This is a genomic window from Sneathiella sp. (assembly GCF_036960985.1).
In the GTDB taxonomy this organism is placed as follows: Bacteria; Pseudomonadota; Alphaproteobacteria; order Sneathiellales; family Sneathiellaceae; genus Sneathiella.
In genome coordinates this window covers 1-16,585 of the sequence record NZ_JBALWD010000038.1, presented here as the reverse complement: position 1 = coordinate 16,585, position 16,585 = coordinate 1, and the positions used below count along the sequence as shown (strand labels likewise).

19 protein-coding genes are annotated in these 16,585 nt (G+C 47.7%); 3 read left to right on the top strand and 16 right to left on the bottom strand.

Features of this window, described 5'->3' with window-relative positions:
- Positions 1 to 77 precede the first annotated feature (77 nt).
- The 13 genes from trmB to tsaB all read right to left on the bottom strand — a co-directional run bounded on the left by trmB (position 78) and on the right by tsaB (position 11,549).
- On the bottom strand, positions 78 to 779 hold the full coding sequence (gene trmB / locus V7723_RS17085; RefSeq protein WP_335685707.1) for a tRNA (guanine(46)-N(7))-methyltransferase TrmB: 702 nt from the start codon (positions 777 to 779) through the stop codon (positions 78 to 80).
- Between the two features lie 14 nt (positions 780 to 793).
- A complete protein-coding gene (gene metK / locus V7723_RS17080) occupies positions 794 to 1,963 on the bottom strand; it encodes a methionine adenosyltransferase (protein ID WP_335685706.1) in 1,170 nt (389 codons plus the stop codon).
- 150 nt (positions 1,964 to 2,113) lie between these two features.
- Positions 2,114 to 2,521 (bottom strand): helix-turn-helix domain-containing protein, encoded by a 408-nt coding sequence (locus V7723_RS17075; protein WP_335685705.1) that lies wholly within the window; start codon positions 2,519 to 2,521, stop codon positions 2,114 to 2,116.
- 108 nt (positions 2,522 to 2,629) lie between these two features.
- Positions 2,630 to 4,213: an apolipoprotein N-acyltransferase gene (gene lnt, locus V7723_RS17070; RefSeq protein ID WP_335685704.1), complete on the bottom strand. Its 1,584-nt coding sequence runs from the start codon at positions 4,211 to 4,213 to the stop codon at positions 2,630 to 2,632.
- Positions 4,210 to 5,130 (bottom strand): hemolysin family protein, encoded by a 921-nt coding sequence (locus V7723_RS17065; RefSeq protein ID WP_335685703.1) that lies wholly within the window; start codon positions 5,128 to 5,130, stop codon positions 4,210 to 4,212. The genes lnt and V7723_RS17065 overlap by 4 nt, the downstream gene beginning before the upstream one ends.
- Before the next feature lie 6 nt (positions 5,131 to 5,136).
- Positions 5,137 to 5,718, bottom strand: a complete 582-nt coding sequence (ybeY, locus tag V7723_RS17060) for an rRNA maturation RNase YbeY (protein WP_335685702.1) — start codon at positions 5,716 to 5,718, stop codon at positions 5,137 to 5,139.
- Between the two features lie 50 nt (positions 5,719 to 5,768).
- Positions 5,769 to 6,800 carry a PhoH family protein gene (locus V7723_RS17055; protein ID WP_335685701.1) on the bottom strand — a complete coding sequence of 344 codons (1,032 nt, stop codon included), beginning with the start codon at positions 6,798 to 6,800 and terminating at the stop codon, positions 5,769 to 5,771.
- Positions 6,801 to 6,808: 8 nt separating this feature from the next.
- A complete protein-coding gene (gene miaB / locus V7723_RS17050) occupies positions 6,809 to 8,170 on the bottom strand; it encodes a tRNA (N6-isopentenyl adenosine(37)-C2)-methylthiotransferase MiaB (RefSeq protein WP_335685700.1) in 1,362 nt (453 codons plus the stop codon).
- A 154-nt stretch (positions 8,171 to 8,324) separates the two neighbouring features.
- A complete protein-coding gene (locus tag V7723_RS17045; protein ID WP_335685699.1) occupies positions 8,325 to 9,116 on the bottom strand; it encodes a lysophospholipid acyltransferase family protein in 792 nt (263 codons plus the stop codon).
- A 28-nt stretch (positions 9,117 to 9,144) separates the two neighbouring features.
- Positions 9,145 to 9,630: a Fur family transcriptional regulator gene (locus V7723_RS17040; protein WP_335685698.1), complete on the bottom strand. Its 486-nt coding sequence runs from the start codon at positions 9,628 to 9,630 to the stop codon at positions 9,145 to 9,147.
- 95 nt (positions 9,631 to 9,725) lie between these two features.
- On the bottom strand, positions 9,726 to 10,142 hold the full coding sequence (locus tag V7723_RS17035; protein WP_335685697.1) for a MucR family transcriptional regulator: 417 nt from the start codon (positions 10,140 to 10,142) through the stop codon (positions 9,726 to 9,728).
- A 190-nt stretch (positions 10,143 to 10,332) separates the two neighbouring features.
- Complete coding sequence (gene rimI, locus V7723_RS17030; protein WP_335685696.1) at positions 10,333 to 10,827, bottom strand: ribosomal protein S18-alanine N-acetyltransferase; 495 nt, start codon at positions 10,825 to 10,827, stop codon at positions 10,333 to 10,335.
- Positions 10,824 to 11,549 (bottom strand): tRNA (adenosine(37)-N6)-threonylcarbamoyltransferase complex dimerization subunit type 1 TsaB, encoded by a 726-nt coding sequence (gene tsaB / locus V7723_RS17025; RefSeq protein WP_335685695.1) that lies wholly within the window; start codon positions 11,547 to 11,549, stop codon positions 10,824 to 10,826. Before tsaB ends, rimI begins: the two co-directional genes overlap by 4 nt.
- Positions 11,550 to 11,653: 104 nt before the next feature.
- Between tsaB and ddpX the strand changes: the two genes are divergently transcribed.
- From ddpX to V7723_RS17010, 3 genes are read left to right on the top strand one after another with little or no spacing between them, the layout of a single operon-like run.
- The gene (gene ddpX, locus V7723_RS17020) at positions 11,654 to 12,205 is read left to right on the top strand and encodes a D-alanyl-D-alanine dipeptidase (RefSeq protein WP_335685694.1); all 552 of its coding nucleotides are present in this window, start codon (positions 11,654 to 11,656) and stop codon (positions 12,203 to 12,205) included.
- A gap of 32 nt (positions 12,206 to 12,237) precedes the next feature.
- A complete protein-coding gene (locus V7723_RS17015; protein ID WP_335685693.1) occupies positions 12,238 to 13,290 on the top strand; it encodes a polysaccharide deacetylase family protein in 1,053 nt (350 codons plus the stop codon).
- Positions 13,291 to 13,304: 14 nt separating this feature from the next.
- The gene (locus V7723_RS17010; protein WP_335685692.1) at positions 13,305 to 14,072 is read left to right on the top strand and encodes an HpcH/HpaI aldolase family protein; all 768 of its coding nucleotides are present in this window, start codon (positions 13,305 to 13,307) and stop codon (positions 14,070 to 14,072) included.
- 10 nt (positions 14,073 to 14,082) lie between these two features.
- Here V7723_RS17010 and V7723_RS17005 read toward each other — a convergent pair whose 3' ends face one another.
- Genes V7723_RS17005 through V7723_RS16995 form a run of 3 tightly spaced genes read right to left on the bottom strand, consistent with a single transcriptional unit; the run spans position 14,083 to position 16,335 of the window.
- Positions 14,083 to 14,460: a hypothetical protein gene (locus V7723_RS17005; RefSeq protein WP_335685691.1), complete on the bottom strand. Its 378-nt coding sequence runs from the start codon at positions 14,458 to 14,460 to the stop codon at positions 14,083 to 14,085.
- Positions 14,461 to 14,483: 23 nt separating this feature from the next.
- Entirely contained in the window at positions 14,484 to 15,530 is a 1,047-nt protein-coding gene (locus V7723_RS17000; protein ID WP_335685690.1) for a malate/lactate/ureidoglycolate dehydrogenase, read from the bottom strand.
- A 34-nt stretch (positions 15,531 to 15,564) separates the two neighbouring features.
- A complete protein-coding gene (locus V7723_RS16995; protein WP_335685689.1) occupies positions 15,565 to 16,335 on the bottom strand; it encodes a glucose 1-dehydrogenase in 771 nt (256 codons plus the stop codon).
- Positions 16,336 to 16,585 lie beyond the last annotated feature (250 nt).

The following is a 16,585-nucleotide window of genomic DNA, read 5'->3' as shown; positions in this document are numbered from 1 at the left end:
GACGGTGAGCGAACAGTATAGTATTTCATATATAATAGCCTAGATACTGCCAAAGCCAAGCTTTTTCTTCGATACAGCTATTGCCAAGGTTGGTCGTTACGGCGAAATCTGTAATAGACTGGCTTAAGTCCTTTTTCGATTGCTTTTTGCTCATACCTTGTTGGCGGCCAGTCTGGGCTGCGAAGCCGCCAATCTTCAGGGGTTTCAGCGATCCAGTCAAAGCTATTAGACTGTAGCATATGCCAGAGAATCCATGCGCCGTAATTAACATGATCTGTTGCAATTCTAAGCTCAGCACCTGCCTTTAAAACACGGGCCAATGCCGTGATATTGGATGTGGATACGAATCGCCGCTTATTGTGATTGCTCTTTGGCCATGGATCGGCAAATAAAATGAAACATCGGTCGAGAGTATTTTCGGGTAATTTTTCGATAAGGGATTCGGCAGCATCGGGATGAATTCGGACATTTGTTGAACGATCTGACTTTAGCTTTCCAAGCAAAGTCGCGACCCCGTTTATAAAGGGTTCACATCCCAAAATCCCCGTATCCGGATTTGCATGGGCTTGCCAGGCTAGGTGTTCGCCGCTGCCAAATCCAATTTCCAGCCAGTATTTACCAAGACCCGGTCCGAAAAGTGCGGCCAGATCAAGCTTCTCATTTTGAATTGACACCAAAAATAGAGGCAGGTCCTGATTAATGAGTGCTTGTTGGCCTTTTCTTAATGATTTTCCGCGGCGGCGTCCGTAGAGAACTCTTTTGTCCCGATTAAGTTCCATTTTCGATAAGCAGCCTAGCCCAATGCGGACCGCAAACTGTCAGCAAGGTCTGTTTTTTCCCAAGAAAATCCACCGTCCGCGTCAGGTGCCGGGCCGAAATGACCATAGGCGGCAGTCCGCGCGTAAATTGGCTTATTAAGGCCTAAATGCTCGCGAATACCTCGTGGACTTAAATCCATTACTTCCATGAGTGTTGATGCGAGCTTGTCCTCATCCACACGGCCGGTTCCATAAAGATCCACGTATAGTGACAAAGGTTTGGAGACACCAATTGCGTAGGAAACCTGAAGACAGCATTTGTCAGCAAGTCCCGCAGCGACAACATTTTTCGCTAGGTATCTCGACGCATAAGCGGCAGAGCGATCTACTTTCGTCGGATCTTTACCAGAAAAAGCACCTCCGCCATGGGGAGCTGCGCCGCCATAGGTATCAACAATAATCTTTCTGCCTGTTAATCCTGCGTCTCCGTCAGGTCCGCCGATGACAAATTTTCCAGTCGGATTGACATAAAACTCGTCCTCTGGGCACATCCACCCTTCGGGCAATACTTCCGTAACGTATTTGCGAACGATTTCCCGTACAGAGTCTGTATCTAGATTTTCGTCATGTTGGGTTGAAACAACGACGGATGCCGCGCGAACGGGTTTGCCATTTTCATATACGAGAGTAACCTGGCTTTTTGAATCAGGCCCAAGTCCTTTTTCTGTACCGCTATGACGAACGTCAGCCAGCCGTTTCAAAATTCCATGAGAATAAAATATGGGCGCAGGCATTAAAACATCTGTTTCGTTGACCGCATAGCCAAACATGATTCCTTGGTCTCCAGCGCCTTCGTCTTTATTGCCAGCGGCGTCAACACCTTGGGCGATATCCACGGATTGTTCATGAAGAAAGACATCGACTGCTGCATTTCTCCAATGAAAGCCGTCTTGCTCATAACCTATGTCTTTAACAGCTGCGCGGGCTGTTTCTTCAATCATTGCCTTGGTGATGGCCGCAGGCCCGCGAACTTCACCGGCCAAAACGATCCGATTTGTCGTGGTCAGTGTCTCACAAGCGACACGTGCGAACGGGTCATGTGATAGATACAAATCAACGATACTGTCGGAAATTCGATCACAAACTTTATCTGGATGTCCTTCAGATACAGATTCACTTGTAAAAAGATAATTTTGGTTTGGCACGCGAATATCCTCTCATCCAAAAATGCTGTGTACGTAATATCATGTCATTACGTGCCACAATATCTCCAAATATGGTACAATTTAGTTTAGCTGCACTCTACTCATATTCGGTACAGGGTCAAGAATTTGTAATATTGTTTGGATAATGCGTTACTGACTTAATTCGTGCTCTTGATGGGCAACAGATTTGATTACCTCAAAAATTCGTTTACGCACTTCAAGATCTGTTATTTTGTAATATGCGCGAACTAGCTCCAACGTCTCTCGTTTCGACATATATTGGTGCTCAAACGCTTTTTCAGGATCGGCAAGACCGCCGCCTAGTGCGAGCGATTCCTTGGGCATCTCGTCGAAGAAAAAGGAGAGCGGGACATCCAGTATTTCGCTAAGTTCATATAATCGGCTGGCGCCGATCCTGTTCGTTCCCCGTTCATATTTTTGAATTTGCTGAAACGTAAGTCCGAGATTTTGCCCGAGCTTTTGTTGACTTAACCCAAGAAGGGTTCGGCGCAAGCGTACGCGACTTCCGACATGTGCATCTACCGGATGATTTGGCATAAAAATTTCCCCCAATACTCAATTCTATAGTCCAAATTCAAAACATAACCATATTCAGGAACAGGCATGCCTTCAATTTACACGGATAGTATTGGTATAAAAAATGTACTAGTCAAGAAAACTCGTGTTTTTTTGATGAGATCGAATCCGTCCATAATATACCCCAAAAACAAGTAAAATAAGGGCCATCATAACCGGAATGATTTCGCCTACATTGCCATAAAATGTAATAGTTTTTGTAGGCATTGGAATATAGCCGTCAATGATGCCGGCTTCGTTTAAACCCAATTCCTGTATAACATTTCCGTAGGGATCAATTATCGCTGAAATTCCGGTGTTAGCCGCACGAATAACAGGTTTCCCTTGTTCAACTGCGCGAGTTTTCGTAATGGCAAGATGCTGATAGGGGCCAGAAGTATTACCGAACCAGCCATCATTCGTCGCATTGAGAATCCAAGAAAATTGTGAATTTTTCGCAACCTCCCATGGAAAAGCAATTTCGTAACAGATCATTACCCTTGCTGGTGGCAGGCCTGATAATGTGATGGTGTTCGGGGCTTCTCCATCAGGTATTGCAAAATCCGACATCCGATCCAAGACGGGAATTAACTTCATCAGGCCGCTTGCTTTGAGCCAACTGCGTAGAGGTAGGTATTCTCCATACGGCACTAGATGCAGCTTGTCATATATTTGCTCTATCTTCCCATCGCTTTCTAGAACTTGCACACTATTCCAGTACTGCTTCGTTAAAGGATCCTGGCGTGGTGCTCCTGTTACGATTGCACCGCCATGTGGGACGAATTCCGTCAATTGAGCTTTAAGCTGGTCAGATGTCGTCAGAAAATAGGGGACCGCGGTCTCGGGCCAAATTAAGTAATCTGGATGAAACCCATTGTCAGTTTGGCTTAATGTGATTGTTTTCAAGAGGTGGTTTCTGCGAAGGTGTTGTTTCCATTTATCAGCCTGGCGAATATTTGGCTGAATAATGCGAATTTTTTTCTCGGAATAGATTTCTGCTGTTTGTCCGTATAGCCGCCATTGCCCGGCGGCAAAAATGAGAATAAATATCATGCCACCGGCAGTAACGAACTTTATGCCAATGGGTTTCGTTGTATGCCGATCCGCAAGTAAAGCGGGCAAGGAACTCACCAATATGGTCAGAAGGGTCAGGCCGTAAATTCCGATATAAGCTGTTGATTGGAGGACGGGTAAAATAGAAGTCCAGCTATAACCCAGAAGGTTCCAAGGAAATCCTGTAAAAATGGTTCCTCGAATATATTCAGAAATAATCCAGAAACTTGTGAAAACGAAAATACGTCCAACAGATTTCGCGCGTGTCAAATGGGTGGCGAGCGTTGCAAGGCCCGAAAATATTGCGAGAAAAGCAGGTAACGCTAACACTGGCAAAGGCATTAGCGCAGCGTGTGCGTCGGCATCTACAGTGAAGGCCACACCAATCCAGTATAGACCAGCAATAAACTGCCCCCAGGCAAACCACCAACCAACGAAGAAAGCCTGCTTTCGGTTCTTGGCGCTGCCGAGTATCAATATGAGTCCTGTAAAACTTACAGGTAAAAGAAAGATGAGATGTACTGGTGGTAGTGCCGCGGCGACGATCAATCCTAACAGAAAGGCAAGAAGTGCTTTTTTTAGAAACGTAAGGCTTCGGATCCACTCATCGAGGGATATCATTCGGTTGAATTCATCAATTTTGGACGACGGCGAATACGGACTCTCTTCACTTTTCTCGGGTCCGCGTCCAGAATTTCAAAATCAAGGCCGCTCGAATGAGAAATGATTTCTCCGCGAGCCGGAATTTGGCCGGCAAGCTGAAATACCAGGCCGCCCACACTGTCGACTTCATCATCTTCATCTTCGGGCAATAGATCTATTTCCAGCAATGATTCTAATTCTTCGATCGATGCACGGGCATCCGCCTCCAACATTCCATTACTGGCGACTGTGATGAGTGGCCCTTCTTGGGCATCATGTTCGTCTTCAATGTCACCGACAATCTCTTCGACCAAGTCTTCAATAGTCACCAAGCCATCTATTCCGCCATATTCATCAACAACCGCCGCCATGTGAATGTGATTTGCTCGCATTTTTAGCAATAAATCGGGGACGGACATGGAAGGCGGAACGAATAAAATTTCACGTCGGAAATTTTGCCAGTTCTTGGCGTCTGGATCGTTCCAGAAATTTATCAGGTCCTTGATATGAAACATTCCGACAACGTTATCCAGGCTCTCTTCGTAAACGGGGAGGCGGGAATGGCTGGTGTCCTTGAAACGTTCGACAACTTCTTTAAGCGGGAGCGCAGCATCAACTGCTTCTATATCCGCCCTCGGGATCATGACATCACTAATGCTAAGCTCGCTAAAACTCAGTATGTTGGTCAACATCATTTTTTCAGAAGCATTTATGGATTGCTCGGGATCGTCATGTTCCTCGATCAATTCTTCTAACGTAGATCGTACGCTTCGCTCTGATTGCTGTCCCAAGCCTAAAAGGCGTTTGAGAACATTTAGCATGCCATTGCTTGCAGCGTCCGTTTCAGTTCCATCGCGAGATTCGGGAGAATTCGGCGGAGAGACGTGATCACTCATTTTAGGTTACGATATTCCTCTGTTGTTGTCCGGTGATATATATGGATTATCAATATCAAATTCACGTAAAATACAAATTTCAAGTTCTTCCATAATATCAGCTTCATCTTGTTCTATATGATCGTAGCCGACAAGATGTAAAAGTCCATGAACTAAAAGATGTATTACATGATTATCCAGTTTTTTGTTTTGGGTTAGAGCTTCCTGACTAACGGTTTCCAAAGCAAAGACGATATCCCCAAGTATAAGAGGTTCGTCGGTAAGCGCAGCTTCTCTAAGAGTGGACGCACTTAGTTCCGTATCCGGAAATGAGAGAACATTTGTCGGGTTATCTTTTTGCCGATAGTCCCGGTTGAGGCGTCTGATATTATCGTCATTTGTAAAAACAAGACTGACTTCAACAACAGGACCAGTTGCCTCCGCTAGTTTTTCAATAGCAATTTTCCGGGCGTAAACATCAAGGACTTTGCTAACGACGTTGTGAGAAGTCGCATTAAGATCTGCCATCAGACTTGGCCAATCGCCGCTCTCAATATTGGTGGCAACATCGATGGTAAACGGCAACGGAGTTTGCTTGGTATTGGACAATATCTTTAGTCTCAAATTCGTGACAGAGGAGGAAGCCTCCAGAAAGTGTGTCAGCTATGGCGTGGCTTTAACCCCAATTGCTTTTCCCGGTCATATTCACCGTAAGCTCGTACAATACGGGTCACCAACGGATGGCGGACAACATCGGATTCGCCAAAATTGATAAAATCAACGCCTTTGACGCCTTGTAGAATATCAACGGCTTCGTGAAGCCCCGATTTCATTCCAAGCGGTAAGTCAATTTGACTCAAGTCGCCGGTGACTGCCATTCGGGAGTTTTCGCCCATACGTGTTAGCAGCATTTTCATCTGAACCGGCGTCGTGTTCTGCGCTTCATCCAGAATGATCGCGGCATTCGCCAAGGTGCGCCCCCTCATAAATGCCAGAGCCGCAACTTCAATTTCACCATTTTCCAGTCGTTTTACAACTTCTTCTGCGGGCAGCATATCGTAGAGAGCGTCGTATAAAGGGCGCAAGTAAGGGTCAATTTTGTCTCGCATGTCGCCCGGGAGAAAGCCAAGTTTTTCGCCAGCTTCAACGGCGGGTCTTGCTAAAATAAGACGATCAACCTTGTTTTCGATCAGCATAGCAACCGCATTGGCGACAGCCAGATAAGTTTTGCCTGTACCCGCAGGTCCCAGTCCAAAAACCAACTCATTTGTTTGCAAAGATTTTACGTAGATGCCTTGATTGTTGGAGCGCGGCGTGATACGGCGACGTTTTGTCACTATCATCGCGCTACTTTCAGAAACGGAAGATCGGCTGCCATCATTTGCAGGCGCATCATTCGCCATGCGAATGGCGCCATCCACGTCACCTTCAGTGACATCCATGCCTTTTTCTAACCGACTATACAAATCCAAAAGTACCTTCTTGGCGGCGGTTTGCGCGGTTTTAGAGCCGGATACTGCCATTTTATTTCCGCGAGAGGTGACAGAGACTTCAATAGCCTGCTCAATGCGGGCGAGATATCGATCATGCTCGCCCACTAATTGTGCGAGGAGATGATTATCATCAAATTCTAATATCGTTGTGTCTGATTGGGCCGCGGTGGTGTTAGTGCTCGATTGATTTTTTGCCACGTTTGTTCCTAAGCCGCATCTGCGACATTACCGGGTTTAAGTTCGCCGCGCAGAGAGTTTGCATTTCCCTCCTGGACAATGACGGTCGCAATACGCCCAATCCGATGAGACGGAGAGGGGACGAAAACAGATTGCATATAAGGGCTGCGTCCGACCAATTGTCCGTCGCGTTTCCCTTCTCGCTCCAGAAGGACCTTGATCTCTTGTCCGACAAAGGACTGGTTGTAGGCAAGCTGTTGTTTATTCAACAACTGCTGAAGCGCAGCAAGCCGTACCGACTTCACATCTTCAGGAATCATTTGGCCTTCTAACCCAGCGGCGGGGGTTCCCGGTCGCGGGCTATATTTGAAACTATAGGCTTGCGCATATTCAACGTCGCGAACGAGTTGTAATGTGTCTTCGAAATCCTTGTCACTCTCTCCGGGAAAGCCGACGATAAAATCGCCAGATAGAGCCAGATCTGGTCTGTAGGAGCGTAATTTTTCAATGATCGCCCGGTATTCCTGCGCGGTATGACGGCGGTTCATGGCGTCAAGAATTCGATCGGATCCGGCTTGAACAGGCAAATGTAAATACGGCATAAGAACATCGACATCGCGATGCGCCCGAAGGAGATCCTCGCTCATTTCCAACGGATGGGACGTTGTGTAACGCAAGCGTTTCAGGCCCTCCAATTCCGCAAGCTCATAAATTAGCTCGGCAAGTGAAGCAGATGCTCCCGATTGAAGAGTACCATGATAGGCATTCACATTCTGACCCAGGAGCGTTATTTCCTGAGTACCACCGGCAATCATGCGTTTGGCTTCGGCAACGATATCCGCAACCGGGCGAGAGAATTCCGCACCGCGCGTATAAGGCACGACGCAGAAGGCGCAAAATTTGTCGCACCCTTCTTGAACAGTCAAAAAGGCACTGAGATTAGTATCGATGGCTTCGTCCGGTAAATGGTCAAATTTTGCATCAACCGGAAAGTCAGTTTCTAATATATGACCTGCACCACGGGCCGCTTGGGCCACCATCTGCGGCAACAAATGGTATGACTGCGGTCCAAAAACCATATTCACATAAGGCGCGCGTTTCATGATTTCAGCGCCTTCGGCTTGTGCAACGCACCCGGCAACGGCAATAACCATATCGCCCTTGTCCTGCTCCAGCTTTTTGTTTCGCATATTGCGTAAACGTCCGAGCTCGGAGAAAGTTTTTTCCGAGGCTTTTTCCCGAATATGGCAGGTATTCAGGATTGCCATATCGGCCCCGTCTGGCTTTTCCGTAACAGAATAGCCTAAGGGCGCCATGATGTCCGCCATCCGTGCGGAATCATAAACATTCATCTGGCAGCCATACGTAGAAATATAGAGTTTTTTGGTCACTTTTCCTCACTGACCTAAAGGGTTGTATTGAAGATGATCCTTACACAAAAAAAAAGTCAATATCATGAATAATTTATCAGTAATACGCAAATATTAGAAGAAATAGCTGATTTATTCAGCATTCACTGTATTTCTGGCCAAATTGTAGGGAATGTCACGTTTCTTCGGCTTCCGTTCGGCCCGTCAATACACGACTAAGGCCCATCGCTATGGTCAATTGACAGTCACTTGCAAGGGTTTTTCGAGAATCGTAGTCGTCAATGGTTACTGTTTTATGGAACCGAAGCTCCGCCGTCACTTTCCCTGTTTTGAGAAACGCCCAAATATGAGCCAGCAGCTCTTCATCACCTACCCAAGCGACAATGCTCATGTTGCCCCGTGTCAGCGACATATTCCTTAGGCGACTATAGGCGATAGTCACGGGTTGGACAGGTAAATGCTGACCATTGATTTCACGTTCTGCCAACGCTAGGTATGAACTTTTGAAGGGTTGAAGGATGATCCCGTTGGAAGAAGTTCCTTCGGGAAACAAGATCAGATTGTCCCCGTTATCAAGATGTCCCTGCATCTCCCCTTTATGGCCCATAATAGAGGGGCGGGTGCGTTCGATAAAAATCGTTTCCTGCAGTTTCGAGACGGCGCCGACTAGGGGATAATTCTCAACGTCTGTCTTGGCAACGAAGCTACCAGGAATTATTTTTCCGATTATAGGAATGTCGAGCCAGGAAATATGGTTTAGAACAAAGAGCGTCGGCCGTTCCTGGCTCATTTCTCCGGAAACGACAACATCAACTTGCAGTAATCGGCATAACCCGGCGTGATATATCTGCGGAATTTTGTGGCGATGCTCTTTGAAAGCTAGGAGTACTAGCATCTGCACAGGGGCGAGCAGGCCCGTCCAAAGAAACACGGCAATAATAATACATATGGATTTAAGTATGGTCATAGGCCAATCAAGACGAGGCTGAAACTGCTCAGTCGTTTTTCTTGTTAAGAGAAGTTTGCTGCATATTCACGACAGATTCCTCGGGTGAAACGGGGTGCCCAGTTTTTTTTGACAGGGGCTTGCCATATAACTCAAGACGGTGGTCAATAAGTTCAAATCCCAGCTCTGCGGCGATCAACTTTTGTAACTCTTCAATTTTGTCACTGGTGAATTCGATCACCTGACCGGTTTGAACATTAATCAAATGATCATGATGTTGATCCGAGACTTCTTCATAGCGTGCGCGACCATCTCCGAAGTCATGCCGTTCCAAAATTCCATTTTCTTCAAACATGCGAACCGTTCGATAGACGGTTGAAATACTAATGGTCTCGTCAATGTCTACGGCTCGTTTATATACCAGTTCGACGTCTGGATGATCCTGAGATTCTGACAAAACCCGGGCGATGACGCGGCGTTGCCCGGTCATTCTCAGACCCTTTTCGACGCATATTTGCTCAAGACGAGATGGCATAAAATTCCCTGACTAAAAATACTAAAGCGGTTCGCGTGACACTAACCAGTATTGATTTTATACGAATTTTCTTTTTGAGCCAGCGAAAGTCGTAACTAGTTGCTACTTGCCCGCTTCCTTCGCGTGCCCAAGCCGATTTTTTTGGCAAGGTCACGGCGTTGTAAGGCATAATTCGGCGCCACCATAGGATAATCGGCTGGCAGCCCCCAGCGTTGTCTATAGTCATCAGGTGACATGTCATATGAAGTTTTCAGGTGGCGTTTTAGCATTTTCAATTTTTTACCATCTTCGAGACAGACAATGTAGTCAGGATGGATGGATTTACGAATGGAAACAGCCGGTTGTGGCTTGTCCATTTCCGGCTCCGCGTCGCTGATCGTCGACAAAGTTGAATAAATATCTTTTATGAGTATTGGAATTTCAGTAGAATCGATGGAATTGCGCGATAAATGTGATGTCACAATATCTGTTGTCAGGGCAAGAAGCTCCAGTTTATCTATATCTTCAGACATGTATCGATGACCTCCGTTAAAATACTGGCTGCTTTATAATGTATTGGAAATAATAGTGCAATAAAGGATCAGTAATAAAGATACCAAATTCAAGAAAACCTGGATTCGTTCTTTATTTACTAAAATTGTTTCTATATCTCTTTCAATTGTTTCTTAGAGAGATAATAAAAATAATATTATTTAGATGGACTTAAGTCTTTCTCTTGTCGATACGGAGGTTTGAAGTAGAGAATATCTGCTTCATTATAATTGCGTCTTCTTTTTTACCGCCGTCTTGGTAATAACCTTTGCGCCGACCGGTTTCTTTGAATCCCTGAGATTTATAAAGGCACAGAGCCGCTTTATTGCGGCTGCTGACCTCAAGCCAGAGAGTGTCAACGTCCCGTTCCTGTAAATATAATCTGCCCTGATCAAGCAGAGCGCCAGCGATACTTCTTTGGCGAACTGCTGGTAGAACGCCGAGTGTTAATATTTCGGCTTCCGGTTCGCTATATCGATACACAAGAAAAGCGACCGGAACACTCTTTTCGCTGGCCAACACCAATACAGTACCTGGAATGTTCATGGCTGAATGGAAAGAGGCTTCGTCCCAGGGTTTGGAGAAGCATTGCTGATGCATGGCCGCCGCAAGTTCGACATGGCTGGATGTTTCAGTAAATTCGAAATTCAGTCCCCGAATATTCATGAACCGTTTGAAAGCTCCGGCGCTGGCGCTGGATCTTTTCCCCCTGGCAATTTTGCGTCCGGCGCGCGAAGGTACAATGGTGCAGGTGCGCCGTCGGATATGCTTGGGATCAGGCGGGCAGCGGCCAGTCTACCGACTAGAATTGCATCCGGGTCGGGGTCGAGGTCTGAAATCTGGAAACGGGTTGCATCGAAATCGGGATGAGCTGCTAAAAGCGGCCCTCCGGAACCAATGATCAACGCACTTTCCATTGTCAGAAAACTGTCTGCCTCGACGAGGGGCAAGGCGATGGGATCTGTTTCCGGCACCACAAGATCGGGAGACTGTACGCAAGAAAAAACCTGTGTATAAATCTCGCGGCGACGCGCATCGGCGGTCGCTATAATTGGTCGGCCCTTTAAAGCGGTCTTGGGAACGCTGGCGGCCAGGGCTTCCAGCGTCGTAATACCGCGGCAAGGCTTTGCTGCTGCAAGCGCGATACCCCGCGCTGCGGCCAACCCAATTCTTAATCCCGTAAAGGTTCCGGGGCCGATGGTGACGGCGATTAAATCTAAATCTGAATATTTGGCCCCGCAGGTTTTCATCAAATCCTGAATAAGCGGCATCAGGGTTTCCGCATGGCCGCGGGCTCGTTTCTCGTGAACATGGGCTTGTAAGATGTCGCCATCCAGGATCGCAACAGAACAGGCATTCAACGCCGTATCGAGAGCCAGTATTTTCATGTTGTTGTGTTCCGACATAGGGCCATGTAGGGTTTATTTCGAGTGGAGTGTTACGCTCAATCTAGCCGAAATTCAAGTAAACAAGCACTGAGATGATTACCGCAATGACATTGATCGAAATTACATCTGAAAAATATGATGTGGAACTGGATATCCGATACGCGTCCAACCATAATTTTACAGAAGCACCTATTTATAAGAGGCACGTTTGTTTTTTAAACGAAGAAGCTGCCGAAAAACTGGAGCGGGCCATTCAGTTGGCGGCAGCGATGGGATACCGTTTCCGTTTATTTGACGGGTTTCGCCCAACCGAAGCCGTTCAGGTGCTTTGGGATCATACGCCGGACCCTGTCTACCTATCCCATCCAAGCAATGGATCACCGCATTCCCGGGGTGCGGCCATTGATTTGACGCTGCTGGACGTGGCCGGACAAGAGCAGGAAATGGGGACGGAATTTGATGCAATGACAGATCTGTCCCATCATGGATCGGTCGGTATTTCAGCGCAGGCGCAAAAGAACAGAGCAATTCTACTTGGAATTATGACGGCCGCAGACTGGGATTTTTACCGGAACGAATGGTGGCATTACCAATTGTTTAGACCTCGGCGCTACCCTACCTTATCGGATGCTGCATCCGGCGCGGAAATGATGTAAAACAGTTGAATTGATGAAGACGAGATACGGGTATGCATATTCTTACTAAAATTGTGAAAACAGCGCTTTGGGTGTTCTGCCTGATAATGAGCTGTCTGGTCTTGCCAACGGCCGCGCTGTCTGCCGATTGGGCCAGTGTGATTATGTATCATCGGTTTGGCGAAGAGCAGCATCCGGCAACCAATATCACGGTTGAGCAATTCAAAGAGCATATTCAGGAATTGAAGACGGGCGGTTATACGGTGTTACCGCTCAACGAGATTGTCGATTTGCTGGAAAAGGGTGAGGAGCTTCCCGATAGGACAGTTGCCCTGACAATCGATGATGCTTATCGCTCTGTCTTTGATGTTGCCTGGCCTTTGTTGAAGGAAGCAAACCTTCCTTTCACAGTCTTTGTCGCAACGGAGGGCGTTGATCAGGCCTATCCTGATTATATGACTTGGGACCATATTCGGACTTTGCGCGATAATGGCGTTCATATCGGACATCATGGCCACTCTCATGCTCATTATCCGCTTTTGTCCATCGCCAATGTTGAAAAAGATATTGATACCGCGAGTGCGCGTTTCGAAACGGAACTTGGATTTGTTCCCGCGATTTTTGCTTACCCCTACGGGGAATATGGCGACGATATTAAATCCGTCGTCCGCAAGACAGGTTTTATGGCCGCCTTCGGACAACAATCGGGCGTCGCCTATTCCGGGCATGATCGGTTTGAATTACCGCGATTTGCCATGAGCGAAAATTATGGTGGAATTGGGCGTTTTCGTTTGGCGGCAAACGCCTTGCCGCTTCGGGTCAAAGACGTCACGCCCTCGGATAACATTCTGACCCGCAATCCGCCCAATTTCGGATTTACCATCACGGAAGATTATGGCAACCTTAAAACACTTTCCTGCTTTGCCTCCAGCCAAACGGGAGGCGCGGTGCCTATCGAAAAAATTGGCGCGTCACGCATTGAAGTCCGGCTCTCGACGGCGTTCAAGAAAGGGCGAGGCCGGATAAATTGTACGCTGCCAGGGCCAGATCGACGCTGGCGTTGGTTTGGATCATTATTTTATATACCGGCGGCCGTGGGTCGCTGATTAAAGGACATCTTATGAACCAGAACAAACTAAAAAAGAAACTGAAAGCTGGTGAAAAAGCCGCAGCATGCTGGTTGTTTTCGAACTCAAGCGATGCAGCAGAAGTCATTGGCGGAACGGGCTTTGACGCGGTAATGATTGACCATGAGCATGGTTCTGGAAATCTAACCACTGCGGTGGACCAGCATCGTGCCGTTCGATCTGTCAGTGACATGACTGTATTAATGCGGGTTCCCTGGAATGATTCCGTCTTGATTAAACGGGCGCTGGACATGGGTGTCGACGGTATTATGGTGCCGTCGGTCAATACGGCAGCAGAGGCGCAGGCCGCGGTTCATGCGTGCCGCTATCCGCCAACTGGTATTCGCAGTGCGGGCTTCGGCGCAGCACGGGCGGGCGGGTATGGCCGTACGGCGTCCGAATACCGCAAAAACCTCGATAAAGAATTGATGATTATTTGCCAGATTGAAACCAAGGAAGCCGTGGGTAATATCGAGGAAATTGCCGCTGTTGAAGGCGTCGATATGTTGTTTATCGGTCCCAATGATTTGTCAGCAAGCATCAATAAACTTGGTGAATTTGATGATCCGGAAGTTAAAGCTCAGTTTGAAGAAGCCCGCGACAAAATTATTGCAAGCCCGGCGTCTCTCGGCTGTATTTCAAAAGGTACCGTTGAGACCAATCAGTTGTTTGCCGACGGGTTTGATTTTCTCCTCTGTGCAGGCGATGTCGGATTGCTTGCCAGTGCTGCGAATGAGTTGCTGGCAACGCTTAAAAAATAGGAATAAGCGTTTATTTCAATTTGTTGATGGCGTCCGTATCGATATTCATGCCGTTAAAAAAATCAGGGCCAATAACGTCTTTATGGTAATTCTGCATCTGCTGAGACTGAATTGCCGTACGGACGCTACGCTCTTGCGCTTCTTCTTCCAGCTCACATTGCCTAAACCCGTCTGACCAGCCTTGCGCATACTGGGCTTCCGCGCTGAACCGGGTCACGTCTTTTTTAAATTCTTCGAACAAGGCGCCCCCCGCTTTTTTGCCGGAATGACATCCATCTGCAAATCCATCCGCATAGGACAGCGGAAATCCATCCTGTACCATCTGATCACGCTGACTGGTACAAGCAGTAACAAGAAGAAAACTTGCCAGTATCCAAAAGAGTCGCATGATCATTTCCTTTGCAATTTATATTATGCGATGTCGACGCCCATATCGGCCGCCGCTTCAACAATTTGCCGCCAGGTTTCGTCATCCACTTCAATCCCATGTTCCTTGCGATGTTGGCGATGCCGGCGCTCTGGATCCCCAGGAACCATTACTTTTTCATGTCCCGGGCGCGGCGGAGATTGCCGAACATAATCGCACATTTCTTTCATTTCATGGGCGATGTAGGTTTGGTCCGTGAGACGGCTGGGGTCGATAACAATTGACAGCATATTATTGATGATGCGGGTATCACGGACATTTTCTGGCTGTAGCGTCCCACCGCCGCCTATGGCACCGGATAGCAATTCGCACATCAGCGCAAGGCCATAGCCTTTATGTTCACCGATGGTCAGAAGCGCACCGACTTCCTCTTCCCACATGACCCCCGGATCTGTCGTTGGATTTCCGTCCTTATCAAGTAACAAACCTTCTGCCACTTGCTCCCCGCGGTTATTGGCAACACGCATTTTCCCCAACGCCACTTTGCTGGTGGCAAAATCAAGAATAATCCGGGGCTCATTTTCCGTATCGGGCAACGCGATACAAATGGGGTTGGTACCGAAGCGCGCATCAGACCCTGGATGCGGCGCAACCAGGGGCATATGACCCGTGACATTGACAAAATGCAAGGAGACAAGACCGGCATCTGCGCATTGTTCCCCGTAAGTGCCGACGCGTCCAATATGATGGGCGTTGCGCAAGGCTACAATAGCAACACCTGTTTCACGTGAAACATCTATGGCTTCTATCATCGCATCGCGTGCAACTACTTGTCCGTATCCGGCTTTCCCGTCAAACACCATAATCGAACCGTCATGCCGGACTTTTTCCGCATGCTGATTGGGGATCAGGTAGCCAGACGTGATGTTCCGCATATAGTTGGGAATCATGCCAACCCCGTGACTGTCATGGCCCGACAGATTGGCAAGAACCAGATGATCCGCAACAATGGCCGCTTCTTCCGGGCTGCTTCCCGTAGTCGTCAGTATTTTTCTTACAGTCTCATTCAGGCTTATATGATCAGTTAGCATGTTCAGGAATCCTGTTTCATAAATGTTCGGGGGCTCAAGTTGCTGTGAGGCCGCCATCGATGACTAATTCTGATCCGGTCATATGGCGGGCTTCGTCCGATGCCAGGAACAGAATAGCATTGGCAATATCAATAGGTTCACCGGGGATTCCCATGGGGATACGATTTTCGATTTCGTCCCATCCGGATTTCAAGTCTCTGTCATACATGGTCATCAGCTCGTCGCCCATGGGTGTGCGGATTGGATCAGGATGCACGGAATTGCAGCGGATCCGGTATTTGCGCATGGTGCAATGAATTGCCACGGATTTGGTCATTTGCCGAACAGCGGCTTTTGAGGCGCCGTAGGCAATAAGATGAGGGGTGCCAATGAGGGCGGCGACCGACGATAGGTTGACGATGGCGCCGCCATTTTCTTTCATATGCCGGACAGCATTTTGACAGCCGAGGAAGACCCCTTCCACATTAATTGTTTGAATGGCCCGCCATTGATCGAGATCTGTATCTTCGATGGTTTGACGATTTCCCGTCGCCAATATACCGGCGTTGTTGACCAGAATATCCAGTTGACCGTGGGCCGAAATAGTTCGGCTCATAACCTGTTCCCATTGCTCCGCATTGCCGACATCCAAGGGCATAAACTGTGCCTGTTCACCTAGTTGGTGCGCGGCGGCTTCACCTGCATCCGTATTGCGATCTGTCAAAATAACAGTTGCACCTTCAGCAACGAATAAGCGCGCTGTTTCCAAGCCAATGCCCTGTGCGGCGCCGGTGATAAGCGCAATTTTGTTTTTTAAGCGGTCCATGAAAACTTCCTTTTTTTATTCTAAGCAGGCTATCTGAAGATGCTTCGTCGCCACAGCTGCTGTGTTGATTAATAGTTTTTCATATCTTTGCTGATATTGCGAGGAGAATAGCGCCTGGAAAAGCACAGATATTCAAGCACCCTGAAAGCAGGGTGACGAAAGTTCAGAAAAAGGAGATTAGGATTGTTCTAGAAGCGATTGCCGGCGAGGCGCTCGCGAACCAGTTGCGCATTTTCAAGCTGGTCAAAGC